We start from the raw sequence: 17676 nt of genomic DNA on the forward strand, positions 1-17676 counted from the left end.
CCCCTTCATTGCCCTGGCTCATAATCTGGAAGCGCCGGAGCGGATAGTAAAGCCCCCGCCCCGCCTTGATCCAATCGTTCGGTTACCGTCGTCATAGATTTGGTCAATGCCTGCATATCTGCCACCAATTGATCGACTTCCGGCAATGTCTTGTTCGAGAATCGTTCCGCGCCCGGCTGTGCATTTTTCAACACCCCTTCCAGCGCGCGCAGGCTCTTGTCCGCAGCATCCAGTGTATTGGCGAGGTTCTTGGCCACCGGTTGGCCATTGCTGGTGAGGAAGCTATTCGCATTGTCGGCGAGAAGAGAAAGCTTGTCCGCGGTCTGGCCAGCATTGATGATGGCTTTCCGGGAATCTTCCATCAGGGCATTCAGGCCCGGTGCCTGCTGCGCGAGGCTGCCGGTCAGCCGGTCCGTGTTGCTCAATATGCCGGTGATCGACTTCTGGTTTTCATCGGACAATAGCAAGGTCAGCCGGTCTGTCAGGGTTGCCAGTCGCTCCACGACCAAAGGCGCGCTGTTGAGCAATTCACCCAACGCCCCGGGCTTGGTCGGAATGACCGGCACGCCTTCTGGACCCAGATCGGTGATCGGCGGCGCGCCCTTTTTTGCTCCGTCGAGCTGGATATTGGGCGGCGCAGTAAAGCTGACGCTCTGGATAGTGGCAGTGGTACCGGCCAATATCGGCGTGTCTTCGCTGACCGCAATCCGGACCCGTACAAAATTCGGGTCTTTCTTCCACAGTTCGACCTTCGTCACCTGCCCCGACGGGACACCGGCAAAGGTCACGCCAGTCCCCGATGCCAGTCCCCCGACGGACTGGGCAAAAAAGATATCAAATTCCTTGGTTGCTCCATCGCCAAAACGGACGATCCAGACCAGGAAGGCTGCTACAAGGGCGAGCATTGCCAAAGTGACAACACCGACAAGAATATGGTTGGAACGTGTTTCCATCTACTTCACCTCTATGACGAGCGGTGCCGCCAGCTGCAAGAATTCTCTGATCCGGCTAGACATTCTCATGCTGGCCCCTTGTTCCCGGCCGAAGCCATCCGGCCTCGCGGGCCGTTGAAATATTCCTGTATCCATGGATGATCGAGCGCGAGCAATTCGTCGATCGTTCCAACCGCAATCACACGCCGGTCCGCGAGCACGGCCACCCGGTCGCAAATGGCATGCAGCGTATCCAGATCATGGGTGATCAGGAACACTGTGAGCCCCAAAGTCTGTTGCAATTCCTTGATCAGATTGTCGAACGCCGCCGCACCGATCGGATCGAGACCTGCAGTGGGTTCATCCAGAAACAACAGCTCCGGATCGAGCGCCAGCGCCCGGGCAATCCCTGCCCGTTTGCGCATCCCGCCAGACAGTTCCGAAGGATATTTGGGAGCGGCATCCGCCGGCAGTCCGGACAGACACACCTTGTATTTCGCCACTTCTCGCCGGAAGTCCCGATCCATATCGGGATAGAATTCACGAATGGGAACCATCACATTTTCCGCAACCGTCAACGTGGAAAACAACGCGCCGCCTTGAAACAAGACGCCCCAACGCTTGCGAATTTCTATGGTTTTGGCATCCGACTTACCCAAGATCTGTTCGCCGAAAACATTGATTTCACCCTCGTCCGGGCTCTGCAACCCAATGATCGAGCGCATCAGCACGGACTTTCCAGTGCCGGAGCCACCCACCACACCGATAATCTCGCCGCGATTGACTTCGAGATCGAGGTCTTCGTGCACCACCTGCTCGCCGAAGCTGTTGCGCAGGCCCCGGACGCTGACAATCGGGCCTTCATAATCAGGGTCATAAGCGATGGGTTGCGGTTCGAGCATCAATTCCATCCGATCCAGGTGAAGAAGACCGCAAAGAAAGCATCCAGCACGATGACAAGAAAGATCGCCTGAACAACCGCTGCGGTTGTGCGCTTGCCGACATCCTCGGCATTGCCTTTAACCTGCATGCCTTGATAGCAGCCGGTAATCGCGATGATCGCACCAAAGACCGGTGCCTTGACCAGGCCGACATATACGTCGGTGAGCGGAACAACCTCGCGAATGCGGGAGAAAAATGTGGCTGGTGGAATATCCAGTTCAACCCAGCTCAGAATTCCACCACCAATGATCGCCACGACCGATGCATAGAAGCCGAGCAATGGCAGCATGAACACGGCGGCGATGAAGCGGGGCAGTACGAGTGCCTCCACCGGAGACACGCCGATCGTCCGCATAGCATCAATTTCTTCGGTCAGTTTCATCGTGCCCAATTGTGCGGCAAAAGCCGATCCAGACCGTCCAGCGACCATGATCGCGGTCATCAGCACGCCCAGTTCGCGCAAGGTCAGACGTCCAACCAGATTGACCGTAAACACTTCCGCTCCGAATTGGCGCAGTTGCACCGCGCCTTGTTGCGCAATCACCAAGCCAATGAGAAAGCTCATCAAACCGATAATGCCGAGCGAGCGAACGCCGACCACATCAAAACGCTGGATCACGGCATTCCAGCGGATTTGACTGGGGTGCCGGATCAACCGGAACAATCCGGTCATGATGGCGCCGAAAAAGCCGATCAAGCCCGTTAAAGTGGTAAAGGCAAGGGTTGTCGCTTCGCCGATATCACCCAATATGCGCATCACGGGATGGATCGGTTCCGGACGGATATCCGTTGGCTGATCGGCACCAGCAACGGCAGCGATCAATCGCTGCGCTTCGTCATCCGCTCCAACAATTTCGGCGTCGAGGTCGCGGGCCGTGCGATGAATTAGCCAGGCACCAACCGTGTCTACATAGCCGGTATCGGATATATCCAGCCGCTTGGCTTCACAGAAATAATCCTGCAACCGTTCCGGCAAATCGCCGATACTGGCAATCGAGAGGTCGCCAGAAAAACGCAGCACAATTGCTCCGTCTTCGGCCGTCTCTTCGACAAAATCGCTGGGTATCGACATCGTGTCTATTGGTGACCGATATTTCGGCAAAGCTCAAGAGTTTAAACGGTGCAAATATTTGGTGCTTTTACACGCGGGCTGCTATGGACCGCGCAAACGGGAAGTTCGGGACGGCATGCAGAAAATATCGCTTTACGACATGGACCGCACGATCACCGTGCGCGGAACCTATACGCCCTTTCTGTTGCATATGGTTTTTTCCCGGGCACCGTGGCGTCTTATCTTTCTGCCATTATTGCCCTTCTGCTTCGTCGCTTATGGCCTCAAATTGATCAGCCGCGGCAAATTAAAAACCCTTAATCAGAGGATGTTGCTCGGCGGCGCTCCGAAACTCGCAGACTTGCAGCCCCATATTGAACGGTTCGCGGAGAAGGTCCTGCAATCCAATCGCCACCAAAAAGCCATTGATCAGATCGAAGCGGATCGCGCCGATGGCCGAACCTTGGTGCTGGTGACCGCATCCTACGAACTATACGCCGAGGCCATCGCCCGCCGCCTTCAATTCGATCACACCATTGGTACACAGCTGGAAGTGGATACAGCGGGTTGCGTGCGACCAAAAATCCTGGGCGAGAATTGCTATGATGACGCGAAAATCGCGCGCATCGAAGCGCTTTTCACACAGCAGGGATGGCAGCGGACCGAAGCCGAAGTGCGCGCTTATTCAGACCATGTCAGCGACAAGGCGATGCTCGAATTGGCCGATGAAGCAATCGCAACCACGCCGACGCCGAAATTGCGCCGCCTCGCGGAAGCCCGGGGCTGGAAAATCGTCGACTGGCGCTGAGACACTCGCTCCGCCGCATGGACGGAGCGAATATCTAAACGGCTGCCAGTGCCTGATCAAAATCGGCGATCAGATCATCGGGGTCTTCAACACCAATGGAGATGCGCACCAAATTGTCGGTAATCCCCAGCGCTGCGCGGCGCTCATCGGGCACCGAGATATGGGTCATGGCCGCCGGCAAGCTCGCCAGCGTTTCCGTCCCACCCAGGCTGACTGCCAGCTTGGCAATTTTCATCGCGTCGAGAAAGCGGAAGGCTTCGGCTTCGCCGCCTTTTATGAACACGGAGAAGGTTGAACCGGCGCCGCTGCAATGACGGTCGTAAATATCCTTCTGGCTCTCATCCTCGATAAAACCAAGATAGCCGAGCCCTTCAACCTTCGGATGATCGCGCAAGAAGGCGCAGACTTTTTCTGCATTTTCTCCAGCACGGGTCATCCGCAGTTCCAGCGTTTCTAGGCTGCGCATCAACATCCACGCCGTATTCGGGTCGCAGATGGTGCCGATGGTGTTCCGGATCGCGCGGATCGGGTCCATATGGGCTTTGCTGCCCAGCACGCCACCAGCGACGAGATCGCTGTGCCCGCCGACATATTTGGTCAGACTGTAGATCACGATGTCCGCCCCATGTTTCAGCGGCTGCTGCCAGATTGGGCCAAGGAAAGTATTGTCGATCGCAATCGGTGGCGCATTGTCATCACCGAACACCTGCTGGCGCGCGGCCGCGACGCCTTCGATATCAACCAGCGCATTGGTCGGATTGGCCGGGCTTTCGAGATAGATGATTGCCACTTTGCCGCCATTGGTCGCGGCCTGTTCTTTCGCCTGTTCCAGCATTGTGGCGACCTCGGCCGGCGCCGCACCTGCCGGGAAATCCAGAAAAGTCACGCCGAAACGGCCCAATATCTTGTTGATCAGAGTCTCGGTCGCAGCATAGAGCGGCCCGCTGTGGACCACGACATCGCCCTGATTGACATTGGCGAGCAAGACCGTCGCAATCGCCGACATTCCGCTGGAGAAAACCAGTGCATCCTCGGCCTCGTCCCAGACGCTGAGCCGGTCTTCCAATATTTCCTGATTGGGGCCGTTGAAGCGCGAATAGACAAGCCCGTCAGAACCGCCAGGGCGCTTGCCGGTAATGCCTTCAAAGAAGCGTTTGCCGGCAGCAGCATTTTCGAATGCGAAAGTGGACGTAAGAAAGACCGGCGGCTTGAGCGCGCCTTCCGAGAGCGCCGGATCATAGCCGTGCCCCATCATCAAAGTGGCTGGCTTTAGCTTGCGTCCACCAATTTCTTCAATCGGAGCCTTGGGCATCCGGCGCGTGACTGGCACTGCTGCCGTTGGATCATCCTGCTTTGCCATGTTCAATTTCTCCACACCTGTTGAGTTTGGAGAATATCATGCCCGAAAAACTAACTGGTTACAACTGAAACCATCCAGATACAGCCGATGATAATAGGGATGCCGGCGAGATCGAGCAGGAAGCCGGACTTTAGCATTTTTGGCAATTCGATATGGCCCGTCGACCAGGCAATAGCATTGGGCCCCGTACCAGAAGGCAGCATGAAACCCCAGCTGGCCGCCATCGCAGCAGGCACAGCCAGCAGCACCGGATCGACACCGGTCGCGAGAATCAGGCTGGCAACCACTGGCATGATCCCGCTCGCGGTTGCCACATTGGATGCAAATTCTGTCACCAATATAACCAGCGCAACCAAAGCGACAGCAATCACCAACACCGGAACCGATCGCAGCGGCTCTAGTGCGCCGCCGAGCCAATCGGCCAATCCGGATTCAATGATACCAGCGGCGAGCGCCAGTCCGCCCCCAAACATCATGATAACGCCCCACGGCGCCCGGTCCGCTTCGTCCCAATTCAGCAGGCGTCGGCCCGTGCCATCCGGCAGCATGAACAGCAACAAGCCGCCGACAATCGCAACACTGCCATCATGCAAGGCGCCTGCGGGAAATATTGTTTTGATTTGTGGCAGGAACAACCACCCCAACACGACTATCGCGACGACCGGTACAAGGCGTTTTTCCGGCAGGCTCCAAGGCCCCGGAGAACCAATCGCCAGCTTCGCTTTGACACCATCAAAACTGTGCCGCCCAACCTTTTGAACGACTATGAGAATAGCAGCCAGAACGGGAATACCAACAATGACAATCGGCAGGCCGAATTTCAGCCAGCTGAGAAAATCCAGATTCATGCCCAATGTCTTGTTGATCAGACCAGCGGCAATCGCATTGGTCGGACTTCCCACCAAGGTTCCCAATCCGCCTATCGAGGCAGCAAAGGCCACCCCCATGACTAGCGCTCCCGCGAAGCCTTCGGTTTCCCCATCCCGCACACCGCCAGCGACCAGCACCGCCACTGCGATGGGGATCATGATCAACGTCGACGACGTATTGGAAATCAACATGCTAAGCAGCGCGGTGGCGATCATGAAGGCGAATAATATGCCCCAGGCGCTCTTTCCGGACATCCCGATAATCGCCAGTGCCAGACGCCGGTGCAGGCCGACCCGTTCGATCGCCAATGCGAGAAAGGCACCGCCGAGAATGAGAAACAGGATCGGCGAATAATATTGGCTTGCGGCCTCCTTGGTCGTCATCACATCCATCATCGGCAAGGCCAGGAACGGCAGCAATGCAGTTGCGGTCAAAGGCACCGCCTGGGTCATCCACCAGATGGCCATCAGCAATGTCAGGGCGGCAACATGCCAGGCTCCGGGCGACATCGACTGCGGGGTCGGCAAAAGCAGCATGCCGACAAAGACGATCAACCCTGCGAACAATCCGATGCGCTGCGCGTTCATGTCATGCGCCTTTCAAGCCGATCAACGAAATCTGGCGACCATAGCCTGCTTCGCCGCGGTGACAGGACCGCCGATAGCTGAAATAGCGATCCTCTTGCGCATAAGTGTCCAAGCCGAGCTTTTCGATTGAACCCACGTCCGATGCCTGCAGCCTGGCCGCGACATAGTCCTCGATGGCGAATTGAAAATGATTGGGTTTGCCCACGGCGAAAAAGCGGTCATTGCCCGCATCGGCGTTGAGAAACCGGTCGCGAAAGGCGGCATCAACCTCATAGCTGCCCTGCGCGATGCAGGGGCCGATGGCACAGGAAATATTCTTGCGGTTCGCGCCCAGCGCTTCCATCGCCGTGATGACATTGTCTGTCACTCCCGCGATCGCGCCCTTCCAGCCGGCATGGGCCGCCCCGATGACATTGGCTTTCGGGTCGTGGAACAGCACCGGCACGCAGTCCGCCGTCAATATGCCCAGCAACAAATCGGGTTGATCCGTGACCATCGCATCGGCTTCCGGACGCTCGTCCAGCGGACCGGATATCGTCACAACGTTCGCGCTGTGGATTTGATAGACCGTCACCAACTCGCCGCCCGGCATCAGACTTTCGAGAGCCCGGCGTCGGTTTTCGACTATGGTTTCGCGATCATCATCGCTGCCCAGGCCGATATTCAATCCGGCATAAATGCCTTCGGAAGCGCCCCCTGCCCGGCCTAGGAAGCCGTGCGTCGCTCCATCGAGCAGCGAGGAAGTCGCGATATCAAGCAAGGCTTTTGTGCACCTGTTCTGCGACATCTTTGGACAAGTCCGGTTGCGCCGCTATTTTCTCCAGTGCCAATCGCATCAGCTCCGAGCGCTTCCGTTCAAACCGCCGCCATCGACCGAGCGGCGGGATGAAACGCGCCGCGGTCTGGGGGTTCTGCTTATCCAGCGCGATCACCATATCGGCAATCATCTGATAGCCTTTACCCGAGGGATCATGGAAGCGGACTGCGTTACCGGTGAACGCACCGTAAAGCGCCCGCACCCGATTGGGATTGGACAGAGTGAAATCAGGATGGCGCGACAGGCCATCGACGCGCTTGAGCGTATCGGAACGCTGCGACATCACCTGCAGGCTGAACCATTTGTCGAGCACCAGCGGGTTGCCTTTGAATCGCTTGTAGAAATCATCAAACGCAATGGCGCGCTCGTCGCATTCAAGGTGCGACAAGATACCAAGCGCGCCTTGCATGGCGGTCATATTGTCCGCTTCCCGATATTGTTCGAAAGCAAGCTCAGCGGCATCTTCGGTGAACGACGCAGCCAGATAAGCCAATGTGACATTCCGCAATTTGCGTTTCGCCCGCGCTTCCACGTCGAGCGAGAATTCGCCCGGCCAGCAACTCTTGTAGAGTTTGCGAAACTGCTTTTCGAACTGCACGCCGATTTTCCCGCGCAACTTCTCGCGTTCCTCATGGATGGCCTGCGGGTCGACCTCGACCATCTGGTCGCCAAGAAAGGCCTCGCTGGGCAGCGATATCAGTTCGGCCAGAAAGGCAGGATCAATCGTCGTGTCGGCAAGGATCTTCGCCACTGCATGCAAGATGATATCCCGGTCGACCGGGCTGCCCGAAACCTTGGCGGTCAAATAGCCCGTCATCAGCTGTTGCATGGCCTCGAACCGGGCAAAGGGATCATCATCATGGGCCGACAGAAACGCCAGTTCCTCGGCGGTCTGGTTGCTGTCCAAGATGATCGGCGCGGAAAAACCGCGGTTGATCGACAGGATGGGGTGTTCCGTATAGCCTTCGAGAACAAAGCTCTGCTCTGCCTTTTCCAGAAGCAGCAATTGCTCCCCTTGATGCGCGCCGGTTTCCGGATCAAGCAATGCGGTTCGCAAAGGAATGAGCAATTCCGAAGCTTTCGCCTTTTCGCCATTTTGCGCGATCTTCTGTTCGAGCTGAAGCGTCGCGGTGCCGGTTTGTGGATCATGCGACAGCTTGGCCGTCACGCGCGGCGTGCCCGGCGTTTCATACCATTTGCGGAACTGTTTGAGATCGATGTCGCCGCCCGCTTCCATCGCGGTGACAAAATCCTCACAGGTCGCCGCTTCGCCATCATGCCGATCGAAATAGAGATCGGTGCCTTTGCGGAACCGGTCCGGCCCCATCAAAGTCGCCATCATCCGGATGATTTCCGCGCCCTTATTATAGACGGTGGCGGTGTAGAAATTGGAAATTTCCTGATAGCTTTCCGGCCGGATCGGATGGGCCAAGGGCCCCGCATCCTCGGGGAATTGTGCCGCCCGCAATATCCGTACATCCTCGATCCGCTTCAAGGCAGCAGAGCCCATATCGGCGGAGAAGCTCTGATCCCGGTAAACCGTAAAGCCTTCTTTCAAACTGAGCTGGAACCAGTCGCGGCAAGTGACGCGGTTGCCCGACCAATTGTGAAAATATTCATGCGCAACCACGCCTTCAATGCCATCAAAATCGCCGTCTGTGGCGACTTCAGGATCGGCGAGAATATAGCGCGAATTGAAGATATTGAGGCCCTTATTCTCCATTGCACCCATGTTGAAATCGCTAACCGCCACAATGTTGAACAAGCCTAGGTCATATTCGCGTCCATAGGTTTCTTCGTCCCAGCGCATCGAATCTTTAAGCGCCTGCATCGCGTGACCGGTCCGATCGAGATCGCCATCGCGCACCCAGATATTGAGCTCGACAGGCTTGCCCGAACAGGTTGTGAAGCTGTCATTATTGGCGACCAGATCACCCGCGACCAACGCAAAAAGATAGCTTGGTTTGGGCCAAGGGTCATTCCACTGAACCCAGTGACGGCCCTGGTCGCTTTCGCCCTCAGCGGCTTTGTCGCCATTGCATAGCAGCACCGGGAATTTCGCCTTATCGGCCTCCATCCGCACTTGATAACGGCTCAGCACATCGGGACGGTCGGGCGCGAAGGTGATCCGGCGAAAGCCTTCCGCCTCGCATTGGGTGCACAGCATATCGTTGGAGGCATAGAGCCCCATCAATTGGGTGTTGGTCGAAGGGTCCAGTTCGACTTCGATCTCGACGCTATGCGCCGCTCCGGTCAACGGCAGAACAAGGTCGCCCTCGACAAGGGTCCAGTCGGTGAAGGCGGCGCCGTCCACTTTGACCGCGGTCGGGGTGATATCATCGCCCTGCAGCACCAATGGTTCGCCCGGCTTTGCGCTTTTCGAACGCCGAACATCCAGCTTCGAACGGACCCGTGTCCGCGTCAGATCCAGATCGAAGTCAAGCTCAACCTCTGGAATGAACCAGGCCGGCGGACGGTAATCCTCGCGGCGGATGGTGGCCGGATCGGCGGGAGCCGGAGCGGCATCGGCCATTTCGGAATTTGAGGTTTTCTGAACATCTAACATGGCATTGCCATAAGAGCCATTTGCACCCCGCGCAATTGCGTTTATGGCTTAGCCAACAGGGGAATAAGACATGTCCAGAATATTGATGGTCCTAATCGCTGCTTTGCTGATCACCGGCTTGCCGACAGAATCGATACTCGCGCAGAACAGCAGTCCCGCATTTGATGTCGAACAGGCCAGTCGCGCCTATATCGACAGCTTGCAAGGCGCCGAACTCGAAAAATCCAACAATTATTTCGAAGGTGGCTACTGGTTGATCCTCTGGGGTGCATTGATCGGCATATTGGCCGACTTCCTGATCCTCCAATCGCGCTTCTCTGCCCGCTTCCGGGATTGGGCCGAACGGGTAACCGCGCGCAGATGGCTGCAACCCGGATTGTATGCGCTTCCATATGTTCTCGCGGGTTTCCTGCTCACCCTGCCCTGGACAATCTACACCAGCTTTTTCCGGGAACAGAAATATGGCCTGATGAGCCAGGACTTTGGTAGCTGGTTTGGCGAACAGATGATCGGAATTGTGATCTCGTTGATCATATTCCCATTGCTCATCATGGCGATTTTTGCGGTCATCCGGCGCGCGCCGAAAATGTGGTGGATCTGGGGAACGGGTGTTATCTCGATCTTCCTGTTTATCGGAATGCTGCTCGGGCCGGTGTTCATCACCCCTTTGTTCAACGAATATAGCGACATGCCGGAAGGCCCCATGCGGGACAAAATAGTCGCGATGGCGGCGGAATATGATATTCCGGCCGAAAATATCTATGTTTTCGACCAGTCCAAACAGCATAAGAGAATCTCGGCCAATGTCTCGGGCGTCGGGCCGACGATCCGAATTTCACTGAACGACAATCTGCTCGAGCGTACCGATCCCGAAGAAGTCGAAGCCGTCATGGGGCATGAACTGGGTCATTATGTCCTTGGCCATACTTGGCGAACCATCTTGATATTGGGCCTCATCATGGCCGTTGGACTGTTTATCACCGCCCGCTTCGCTCCCCACCTGATCGAGCGCCATGGCGAAAAATGGGGTGTGCGGAGCATATCCGATCCAGCCGTCATTCCGATACTCAGCTTGATCCTGACGCTCTATTTCTTTGCTGCAACCCCGGCGCTCAATAGCCTGATCCGGATCAACGAAAGCGACGCCGATCAATTCGGCCTCGACACCGCGAAACAACCGGATGGATTTGCCAAAGTGGCCATGCGTTTGTCCGAATATCGCAAGATCGAACCGGGCCCGATAGAAGAAATGCTCTTTTTCGATCATCCATCCGGCGCCACCCGCGTCCGCATGGCGATGCAATGGAAAGCCGACAATGTGGCTAATCCAACAATGATCACCCCCGGTGATCTGGAAAAAGAATAGCGCGATGCCCCATATGCTGATCTTCGGGATGGGTTATACCGCCGCCCGGCTAGCGCATCGCCTGTGCGCCGAGGGCTGGACCGTGACCGGCACCCGCCGGGAAGCGCAGGGTGGCGCCATAGCCTTTGACGACGAGCCGTCTGTGCTAGCGGCGCTTGCCGATGCAACGCATATTCTATCCTCTGTCCCTCCCGCTCGCGACGGCAGCGAACCGGTGCTGGATCGTTATGGAGAAGCGATCCAAGCCGCATCACTGCAATGGAGCGGTTATCTGTCTTCCACCGGCGTCTATGGCGACGTGGCCGGCGCTTGGGTGGATGAAAGCGCGCCCATCGGATCGGGTCGCCGCAAGGCCCGCAGTGAAGCCGACGCCCGCTGGCAGACATTGCGCAGCGATATGTGCGTCTTCCGTTTGCCCGGCATATATGGTCCGGGCCGCAGTCCGTTGACCCGGGTTCGTGCGGGCAGCGCCAAACGGATCGATGTGCCGGGACAGCTGTTCAGCCGCATCCATGTTGATGACATTGTCTCAGCCGTCATCGCCTCGTTCAAAAGCCCGGCTGGCGTCTATAATATCGCCGATGATCTTCCCGCGCCGCAGCATCTGGTCATTGCCCATGCGGCAAGGCTCATAGGTTTGGATGTGCCGCCATTGCTATCCCTGGAAGACGCCGACCTGTCCAAAACCGCGATGGGTTTTTACGAGGAAAGCCGCAAGGTTACCAATGGCAAAGCCAAAAGAATGCTGGACTGGGAACCACAATATCCGGATTATAAGACGGGGTTACAGTCGCTGCTGGATTGATGATCAGGCGGAAACGCGTGGCGACTTGGGCTTGCGCGCCTGCAGCGCCACCAACAATCCGGCCATAGCCAATATCGCGCCGCCAGCGGCTAGCCAGGTCCAGACATATCCCTCGAACATCGTCGACAGGATCATCGCCACTACGGGCACCAGCACGCTGGAATAGGCTGCCTTGCCCGGACCAATCTCCCGGATCATCGAAAAATAGAGCGGGAAGGTAACCACCGACCCGATGACCCCGAGATAGAATATACCGCCCCAATAAGCCGCGCGCGTTTCATAGACCGGCGGCCCGACGGTGATCCAGGAAAGCACGACGTTGATCAGCGCGCCAAAGAGCATTGCCCAGGCCAGGATCGTGATCATCGGATAGGATTTGAGACGCTCCCCCGCCTGCATGACATTGGCAATCGATGCCGACAATATGCCGCCAAAAGCCAGCAACGCACCGATCAACACCTCTTCCAGACTGGCCGGAGACATTCGATATTCCTGCCAGAAGAGCAACGCGATACCGACTCCGGCAATGGCAGAACCGCCGAGAAAGGATGGAGATATCCGGTGGCCCAGGAAAATGCGTCCCAAGAGGGCATTGGGAACCATCAACAGCGCGAACAAGACCGCGACCAATCCTGAAGTGATGAACAGTTCCGCGTTGTAAACGAAATTGAAATTGAAGCTGAACTGGAAGAGCCCAAGGATCGCTGCAAATATATAGCCGGTCCGGTCCAGCCGGAATGGCAAGCGCCGAACGGCCACCAATATGAACATCGCAACAGCGGCGATGATGAAGCGGTAACTGACAGACCAGCTGGGCGGCACTTCAGAAATTTGGTCCTTGATGACAAGCCATGTCGATCCCCAGATCAGGGACACCAACAGAAACGGGATCAGGATGCGCGGGGTCAGAAGACTGGGTTCGCTGCCCTCTTCTGCGGTCATAGAGCCGCAATCGCCTCGGCAAGCGGTCGAATATCATCGGCGCTCTGGTTCCAGCTAGTGACCAGCCGCGCCTGCCCCTCGCCCCAGTCGTAAAAATCAAAACCTAGGCCGCGCAGATGCGCCGCTTCGTCGGCGGACAATGTGATGAAAATTTCATTGGCTTCCACCGGATGGAGCAAGCGATCACCCGCAGCCTTAGCAATGATCTGAGCGCCAGCATTGGCCGCTCGGGCATTGTCCAGCCACAGGTCATTGTCGAGCATCGCCAAGATCTGGGCCGCAAGATACCGCCCCTTGGATTGCAAATGCCCAGCCCGTTTGCGCCGATAATGCGTGTCGGCAGCCAATTCTCGATCAAAAAATACCAGCGCCTCGGCGCTCATCCCGCCATTTTTCACAAAGCCGAAGCTTAACGCATCGACACCGGCCTTCCACGTCAGATCGGCGGGCGAACAGCCTAATGTCGCAACCGCATTGGCAAATCGCGCACCGTCCATATGCAGGCCAAGCCCGCGCGCCTTGCAGACCTTGGCCAGTCCGGCGACTTCATCGGGGTGATAGACCCTGCCATATTCGCTGGCATTGGTGATCGATACAGCGGCCGGCTGCACCTGATGGACATCGTCGCGGATGGCGGCGCAATAGGTTTCTACGCTTGCGGGCGAGAGCTTTGCGCCGGCCCCATCGAGCAGCATCAGCTTTGCGCCGCCGGTAAAAAACCCGGGCGCACCAGCCTCGTCTTGTTCGATATGCGCTTCCTGGTGACAGATCACGCCTTGATGCGGCTGGCACATAGCGGCAAGCGCCAGAGAATTGGCCGCCGTTCCGGTCGCCACCCACATGGCTTCGACTTCGGTTTCGAACAATTCAGAAAAAGCGCCATTCAACTGTCCGCTCAGCCCGTCGCCATCATAAGCCGTGTCCTGCACATTGGCCGCGGCAAGCGCTTCCAAGAGCTTTGGGTGCACAGACGCTGCATTGTCGGAGAAAAATCGCATAAGCTGCGCATGGCTCAGACATTCTAGCGCGTCAAGATGGCTAGGATCCAGATACCCCAACAATATTGTCGTCGCTGTCGCGATCGATATATTTATTATAGGGATCTACGCCGGCAAATTCCGGACGGGTCTTGGTCAGGATGGTGATCTTCTGATTTCCGGACGTGACCCTATGGCGCTTCCTGGACAGCACATCCTTGCTATCAAAAGCCCCCGCATCCGGCCTGGTGCTGAACAGACCAACATCGATGGTGTCATCGAGATCGGCTTCGGTTTCCTTCCCCAGACCATCGGCATAATATTTTGCCGCGGAGAGAGTGATCGTGGTTTCAAATTGACCATCAGCGCGTTTCTTCACGGCTGCGTCACTCACCTTAAAGTCGTAGATGGTGATCTTTTCCAGCAAATCGACAACCAATTGCCGCTCTGCATCATCGCGCGCCAGTGACTTGAACCCGTCCACCAGATCGGTCGATATCGCATAGGGAGGGCCCTTGAACTTATAGCGGTCCAGAAGCGCAGAAAGCATCACATTCACGCGGTCTTCACCCAGCCGGTCCTGCAACAGATACATCACCACCGCACCCTTGCGATAATGGATATAGCCCTGGTCTTCGACCTTGTTCAGCGGCAATTCCTCCAACGCTTCATTGCCCCGGGCATTGAGGTAATTGTCGAGTTCATATTTCAGGAAACGACGGATCTTATCCTCGCCATAGACCTGCTTCATCACCATCAGCGCCGAATATTGCGCCATGGTTTCCACCAGCAGAGTCCCGCCCTGCATATTGGCACTGATCAGCTGATGCGCCCAATATTGATGGCCGATTTCATGGGCCGTCACATAGGTTACATAGTCAATTTCTTCCGGATCGGTGATATTCGCCAAAAAGCCAATCCGCTCGGAATAAGGCACGGTTCCGGCAAAGGCCTGCGCGAAGCTGGCATAGCCAGGAAACTCGATAATCCGTGCATAGTCGAACTGATAAGGCCCGAAATTCTTCTGATAATAAGCCAAAGATGTCTCGGTCGCATCGAGCATGGTTTGAACGTTATAACCATGCTGATCGTGATAATAGACCGCCATGTCGACGCCATTGGCGCTGCGTTCTTCGACCGCATATTTCGCCGACTGAACCGAGAAGAAAGCCAATATGGGATTGGTTGAGACAAATCTCGCAATCCGGCGATCACCCTTGATCTCATCAGACACTTTGCTGCCCGGTGCAATCGGGGTTTGATCCTTGCTGGTGCTCACCGTGATATCGGACATCACCCAATCGACATTGCCGACATAATTTTGCTCGCGAGCACTTTCATCACCAAGCTTTGGCAGCCGCAGTTCAGAAGGAAGGCCATATTTGCGCCTCGTGGTCCGTTCGGACAGCAATCCGCTGCGATTCATTCCCAATTGTGGCGCAAATTCGCTGTTATTCAGGAACGTGCCGTTCCGCACCAAACGGACGTCGTTATTGCGTGCACGAAATCCTTGAGAATGGCGAACAGACTCAAAGGCGATAGTCCGTTTTTCACCGACGGCCATCGGCGTATCCAGCCGGTAAATCCGATATTTAAACGCCTCGTCGTTCATCTCCAACTTCGCGCCCGGAACGTCGATGGATGTGATCTGAATGTCAGGGTCCTGAAAGCGAATATGCAGCACTTCAACCGGCGCACCGGTATCGTTCAATATGTCGGCCGACCCGGACACAGTCATCTTTCTGTCCTCGGGAAAAATATCGATGTTCATCTTGAAGCTCGTAAAAGCCGGTTGCTTCACCGTTTCATATTTGAGATATTTCTTCTCGTAATCCGCTTGCCGTTTCTCCAGATCATCGGGCGCGAGATAGGCGTTCATCACATTGGTATTCTGATAAATGTGCAACCCCGTTGCTGCCGTTATTGCCACCAAGATAGCAAGCAAACCGCCAGCGGGACTGACCAGCCGCCGCGGCAATTGCTTTAAGCGCGGCATCAGGCTTGTCTCGGTACCGCGCCGCCAGATGAAATGGGCAAGCAAGGCCAATATCGCTGCAAACGCGCCCCAATAGAGCCGCAACCACCATGCGCCAGCACCGCCGACCATGTCACCGTTCATATCAGAAAGCGCGACTGGCACGCCTTTGCCAAAGAGGTAGAGTGGATGATTCCAGCCGATGATGTTGAAGGTAATCGTCGCCACCATGTAGAGGACCATGATGCCCCAGCCGATATATTTGTTGGGACTGAGCGACTGGACAAAGACGGACAAGATACCCAGCGTCACCATTTCGATCGTGCCGGGCAAAAGATACCAGCTCAGATATTTGTCGAGCTCTAGATCGGTATATCCTCTGACCAGCTGAATCAATATGCCGGACAACATCGACATGAGCAATGCGACCAAAAGCACACCAACCACCGCTATGGTTTTCGGCACCATATAGGCCCAATTGGGCAAGGAGGTGGAATCTATGATCTCGTGCATTTTCCGGTCACGATCACGCCAAACCAGCTCGCCGCCATAAAAGATCGCCAGGATCATCGGGAATAGCGTAAAGCCGCCTTCCAAGATGCCGGCCACATAGAATGTCCTGGGGTAAGCGGGCGTGCCATAAGGCACAGTGTTGAACACCAGGGCAATGCCGGAAGAAAACAGCCCAATAAAAATGATGATAAAAAAAGCAGGGCTTTTGAAAATTTGCGACATTTCGAACCGCGTTCGCGTCACCAGTCGTGCCCAAGCGGAACCACTCTGATTTGAGGAAGGCAGGCTTTCCACCCGCACTGGTTTTTGCTTGGCAAGGGCAGCCGCCTTCTTCTGCTGTTTCTTCAACTTCCGTTTGGAAGCGCCGCGCTCGGCAAAGCTGAATCGCGAATAGGCAAAAGCCAAGGCGGCCAAGGCCACGGTGATCCAGATCAATCGATTGGCCAGCAGAACCCCGCCAAAGGGCGCCATCATGCTATTGCTTTCGGTCGCCGTCCAATAGCGGGTGACATATTCATATGCTCCGCCACCAAAGGGTTCTGCATAGGCACTGAACAACAACATGCTGGGGTCAAATTCTGTCATCGCGCTGAAAATCAGATAGAGCACCAGAAAGGTAATCACGCCGACATAGCTATACATCATCGATCTTGTGACGGTGGCGACGGCGAAGAAGATACAGGACGTCAGGAATATCGACGGAACAGCCAATAGGAAATAAGCATAGAGATAGTGGTCCAGCCGATTAGGCCCGATGGTTTCGGGGTCCACCCAAGGCATGTAGCTACCCAGGAAAATAGCCAAAGGCACCGTTAAAAAGGCAATGGCTGATATACCGAAAGCGCCGGTAAATCGCCCGATGAGATAGTCAAACTTGCTGACGCGGGTCGACCGCACCATCGGCCCGAAACCGCTGTCATCATCTCGCACAATGACATTGGCGACAAAGGCCGTCGTCACGAACATGAAGAAAATCGACAATATGATTGTCGTCTCGGCCAGCGCCGACGGACTGTTGGCGTTGATATTCCCGCCATCACCAATGCGCACATTTTCCGATGTCGCGGCACCAAAAGTGAGCAGGAAAAAGACGGTTGTTACCACCCAGAAAACCGGGTTCCGGAACTGATAGCGCAATTCAAACGCAGCGATCTTAGCGAACATA

The 17676-nt window shown here is 56.1% G+C and carries 13 protein-coding genes; 3 read left to right on the forward strand and 10 right to left on the reverse strand.

Going from position 1 to position 17676, the window contains the following annotated elements; all coding sequences use genetic code 11:
• Positions 1–5 precede the first annotated feature (5 nt).
• The 3 genes from ABJV08_RS16080 to ABJV08_RS16090 form a co-directional block, all read right to left on the reverse strand.
• Positions 6–953, reverse strand: a complete 948-nt coding sequence (locus tag ABJV08_RS16080; protein WP_348039958.1) for an MlaD family protein — start codon at positions 951–953, stop codon at positions 6–8.
• Positions 954–1018: 65 nt separating this feature from the next.
• Entirely contained in the window at positions 1019–1834 is an 816-nt protein-coding gene (locus ABJV08_RS16085) for an ABC transporter ATP-binding protein (RefSeq protein WP_348039959.1), read from the reverse strand.
• A complete protein-coding gene (locus ABJV08_RS16090) occupies positions 1834–2946 on the reverse strand; it encodes an ABC transporter permease (protein WP_348039960.1) in 1113 nt (370 codons plus the stop codon). The genes ABJV08_RS16085 and ABJV08_RS16090 overlap by 1 nt, the downstream gene beginning before the upstream one ends.
• A gap of 115 nt (positions 2947–3061) precedes the next feature.
• On the opposite strand from ABJV08_RS16090, the gene ABJV08_RS16095 reads away from it, so the two are divergent.
• Positions 3062–3733 carry an HAD-IB family hydrolase gene (locus tag ABJV08_RS16095; RefSeq protein ID WP_348039961.1) on the forward strand — a complete coding sequence of 224 codons (672 nt, stop codon included), beginning with the start codon at positions 3062–3064 and terminating at the stop codon, positions 3731–3733.
• A 34-nt stretch (positions 3734–3767) separates the two neighbouring features.
• Here ABJV08_RS16095 and ABJV08_RS16100 read toward each other — a convergent pair whose 3' ends face one another.
• The 4 genes from ABJV08_RS16100 to pepN all read right to left on the reverse strand — a co-directional run bounded on the left by ABJV08_RS16100 (position 3768) and on the right by pepN (position 9900).
• Complete coding sequence (locus tag ABJV08_RS16100) at positions 3768–5045, reverse strand: cystathionine gamma-synthase family protein (protein WP_348040201.1); 1278 nt, start codon at positions 5043–5045, stop codon at positions 3768–3770.
• A 98-nt stretch (positions 5046–5143) separates the two neighbouring features.
• Positions 5144–6550 (reverse strand): DASS family sodium-coupled anion symporter, encoded by a 1407-nt coding sequence (locus ABJV08_RS16105; RefSeq protein WP_348039962.1) that lies wholly within the window; start codon positions 6548–6550, stop codon positions 5144–5146.
• 1 nt (position 6551) lies between these two features.
• Positions 6552–7337 (reverse strand): peptidoglycan editing factor PgeF, encoded by a 786-nt coding sequence (gene pgeF, locus ABJV08_RS16110; protein ID WP_348039963.1) that lies wholly within the window; start codon positions 7335–7337, stop codon positions 6552–6554.
• Entirely contained in the window at positions 7303–9900 is a 2598-nt protein-coding gene (pepN, locus tag ABJV08_RS16115) for an aminopeptidase N (RefSeq protein WP_348040203.1), read from the reverse strand. Before pepN ends, pgeF begins: the two co-directional genes overlap by 35 nt.
• Positions 9901–10003: 103 nt before the next feature.
• Here pepN and ABJV08_RS16120 point away from each other — a divergent pair, with 103 nt between their 5' ends.
• Both ABJV08_RS16120 and ABJV08_RS16125 read left to right on the forward strand, forming a co-directional pair.
• Complete coding sequence (locus ABJV08_RS16120; protein WP_348039964.1) at positions 10004–11299, forward strand: M48 family metallopeptidase; 1296 nt, start codon at positions 10004–10006, stop codon at positions 11297–11299.
• A 4-nt stretch (positions 11300–11303) separates the two neighbouring features.
• Positions 11304–12104, forward strand: coding sequence for an SDR family oxidoreductase (locus ABJV08_RS16125; RefSeq protein ID WP_348039965.1), 801 nt, complete (start codon positions 11304–11306; stop codon positions 12102–12104).
• A 3-nt stretch (positions 12105–12107) separates the two neighbouring features.
• Here ABJV08_RS16125 and ABJV08_RS16130 read toward each other — a convergent pair whose 3' ends face one another.
• Genes ABJV08_RS16130 through ABJV08_RS16140 form a run of 3 tightly spaced genes read right to left on the reverse strand, consistent with a single transcriptional unit; the run spans position 12108 to position 17675 of the window.
• Positions 12108–13046: an EamA family transporter gene (locus ABJV08_RS16130; protein ID WP_348039966.1), complete on the reverse strand. Its 939-nt coding sequence runs from the start codon at positions 13044–13046 to the stop codon at positions 12108–12110.
• Positions 13043–14044, reverse strand: coding sequence for a low specificity L-threonine aldolase (locus ABJV08_RS16135; protein WP_348039967.1), 1002 nt, complete (start codon positions 14042–14044; stop codon positions 13043–13045). The genes ABJV08_RS16130 and ABJV08_RS16135 overlap by 4 nt, the downstream gene beginning before the upstream one ends.
• A 40-nt stretch (positions 14045–14084) precedes the next feature.
• Positions 14085–17675, reverse strand: a complete 3591-nt coding sequence (locus ABJV08_RS16140; protein ID WP_348039968.1) for a M1 family aminopeptidase — start codon at positions 17673–17675, stop codon at positions 14085–14087.
• Position 17676 lies beyond the last annotated feature (1 nt).

This window comes from Parasphingorhabdus sp. (assembly GCF_039982395.1).
GTDB lineage: Bacteria > Pseudomonadota > Alphaproteobacteria > Sphingomonadales > Sphingomonadaceae > Parasphingorhabdus.

Excerpts from the sequence above, each read along its gene's own strand:
- ABJV08_RS16130 (WP_348039966.1), bottom strand. The coding sequence starts at position 13,046 with ATGACCGCAGAAGAGGGCAGCGAACCCAGTCTTCTGACCCCGCGCATC.
- ABJV08_RS16090 (WP_348039960.1), bottom strand. The coding sequence starts at position 2,946 with ATGTCGATACCCAGCGATTTTGTCGAAGAGACGGCCGAAGACGGAGCA.
- ABJV08_RS16135 (WP_348039967.1), bottom strand. The coding sequence starts at position 14,044 with ATGCGATTTTTCTCCGACAATGCAGCGTCTGTGCACCCAAAGCTCTTG.
- ABJV08_RS16080 (WP_348039958.1), bottom strand. The coding sequence starts at position 953 with ATGGAAACACGTTCCAACCATATTCTTGTCGGTGTTGTCACTTTGGCA.
- ABJV08_RS16105 (WP_348039962.1), bottom strand. The coding sequence starts at position 6,550 with ATGAACGCGCAGCGCATCGGATTGTTCGCAGGGTTGATCGTCTTTGTC.
- ABJV08_RS16120 (WP_348039964.1), top strand. The coding sequence starts at position 10,004 with ATGTCCAGAATATTGATGGTCCTAATCGCTGCTTTGCTGATCACCGGC.
- pgeF (WP_348039963.1), bottom strand. The coding sequence starts at position 7,337 with ATGTCGCAGAACAGGTGCACAAAAGCCTTGCTTGATATCGCGACTTCC.
- ABJV08_RS16095 (WP_348039961.1), top strand. The coding sequence starts at position 3,062 with ATGCAGAAAATATCGCTTTACGACATGGACCGCACGATCACCGTGCGC.
- ABJV08_RS16100 (WP_348040201.1), bottom strand. The coding sequence starts at position 5,045 with ATGCCCAAGGCTCCGATTGAAGAAATTGGTGGACGCAAGCTAAAGCCA.
- pepN (WP_348040203.1), bottom strand. The coding sequence starts at position 9,900 with ATGGCCGATGCCGCTCCGGCTCCCGCCGATCCGGCCACCATCCGCCGC.
- ABJV08_RS16125 (WP_348039965.1), top strand. The coding sequence starts at position 11,304 with ATGCCCCATATGCTGATCTTCGGGATGGGTTATACCGCCGCCCGGCTA.
- ABJV08_RS16085 (WP_348039959.1), bottom strand. The coding sequence starts at position 1,834 with ATGCTCGAACCGCAACCCATCGCTTATGACCCTGATTATGAAGGCCCG.
- ABJV08_RS16140 (WP_348039968.1), bottom strand. The coding sequence starts at position 17,675 with ATGTTCGCTAAGATCGCTGCGTTTGAATTGCGCTATCAGTTCCGGAAC.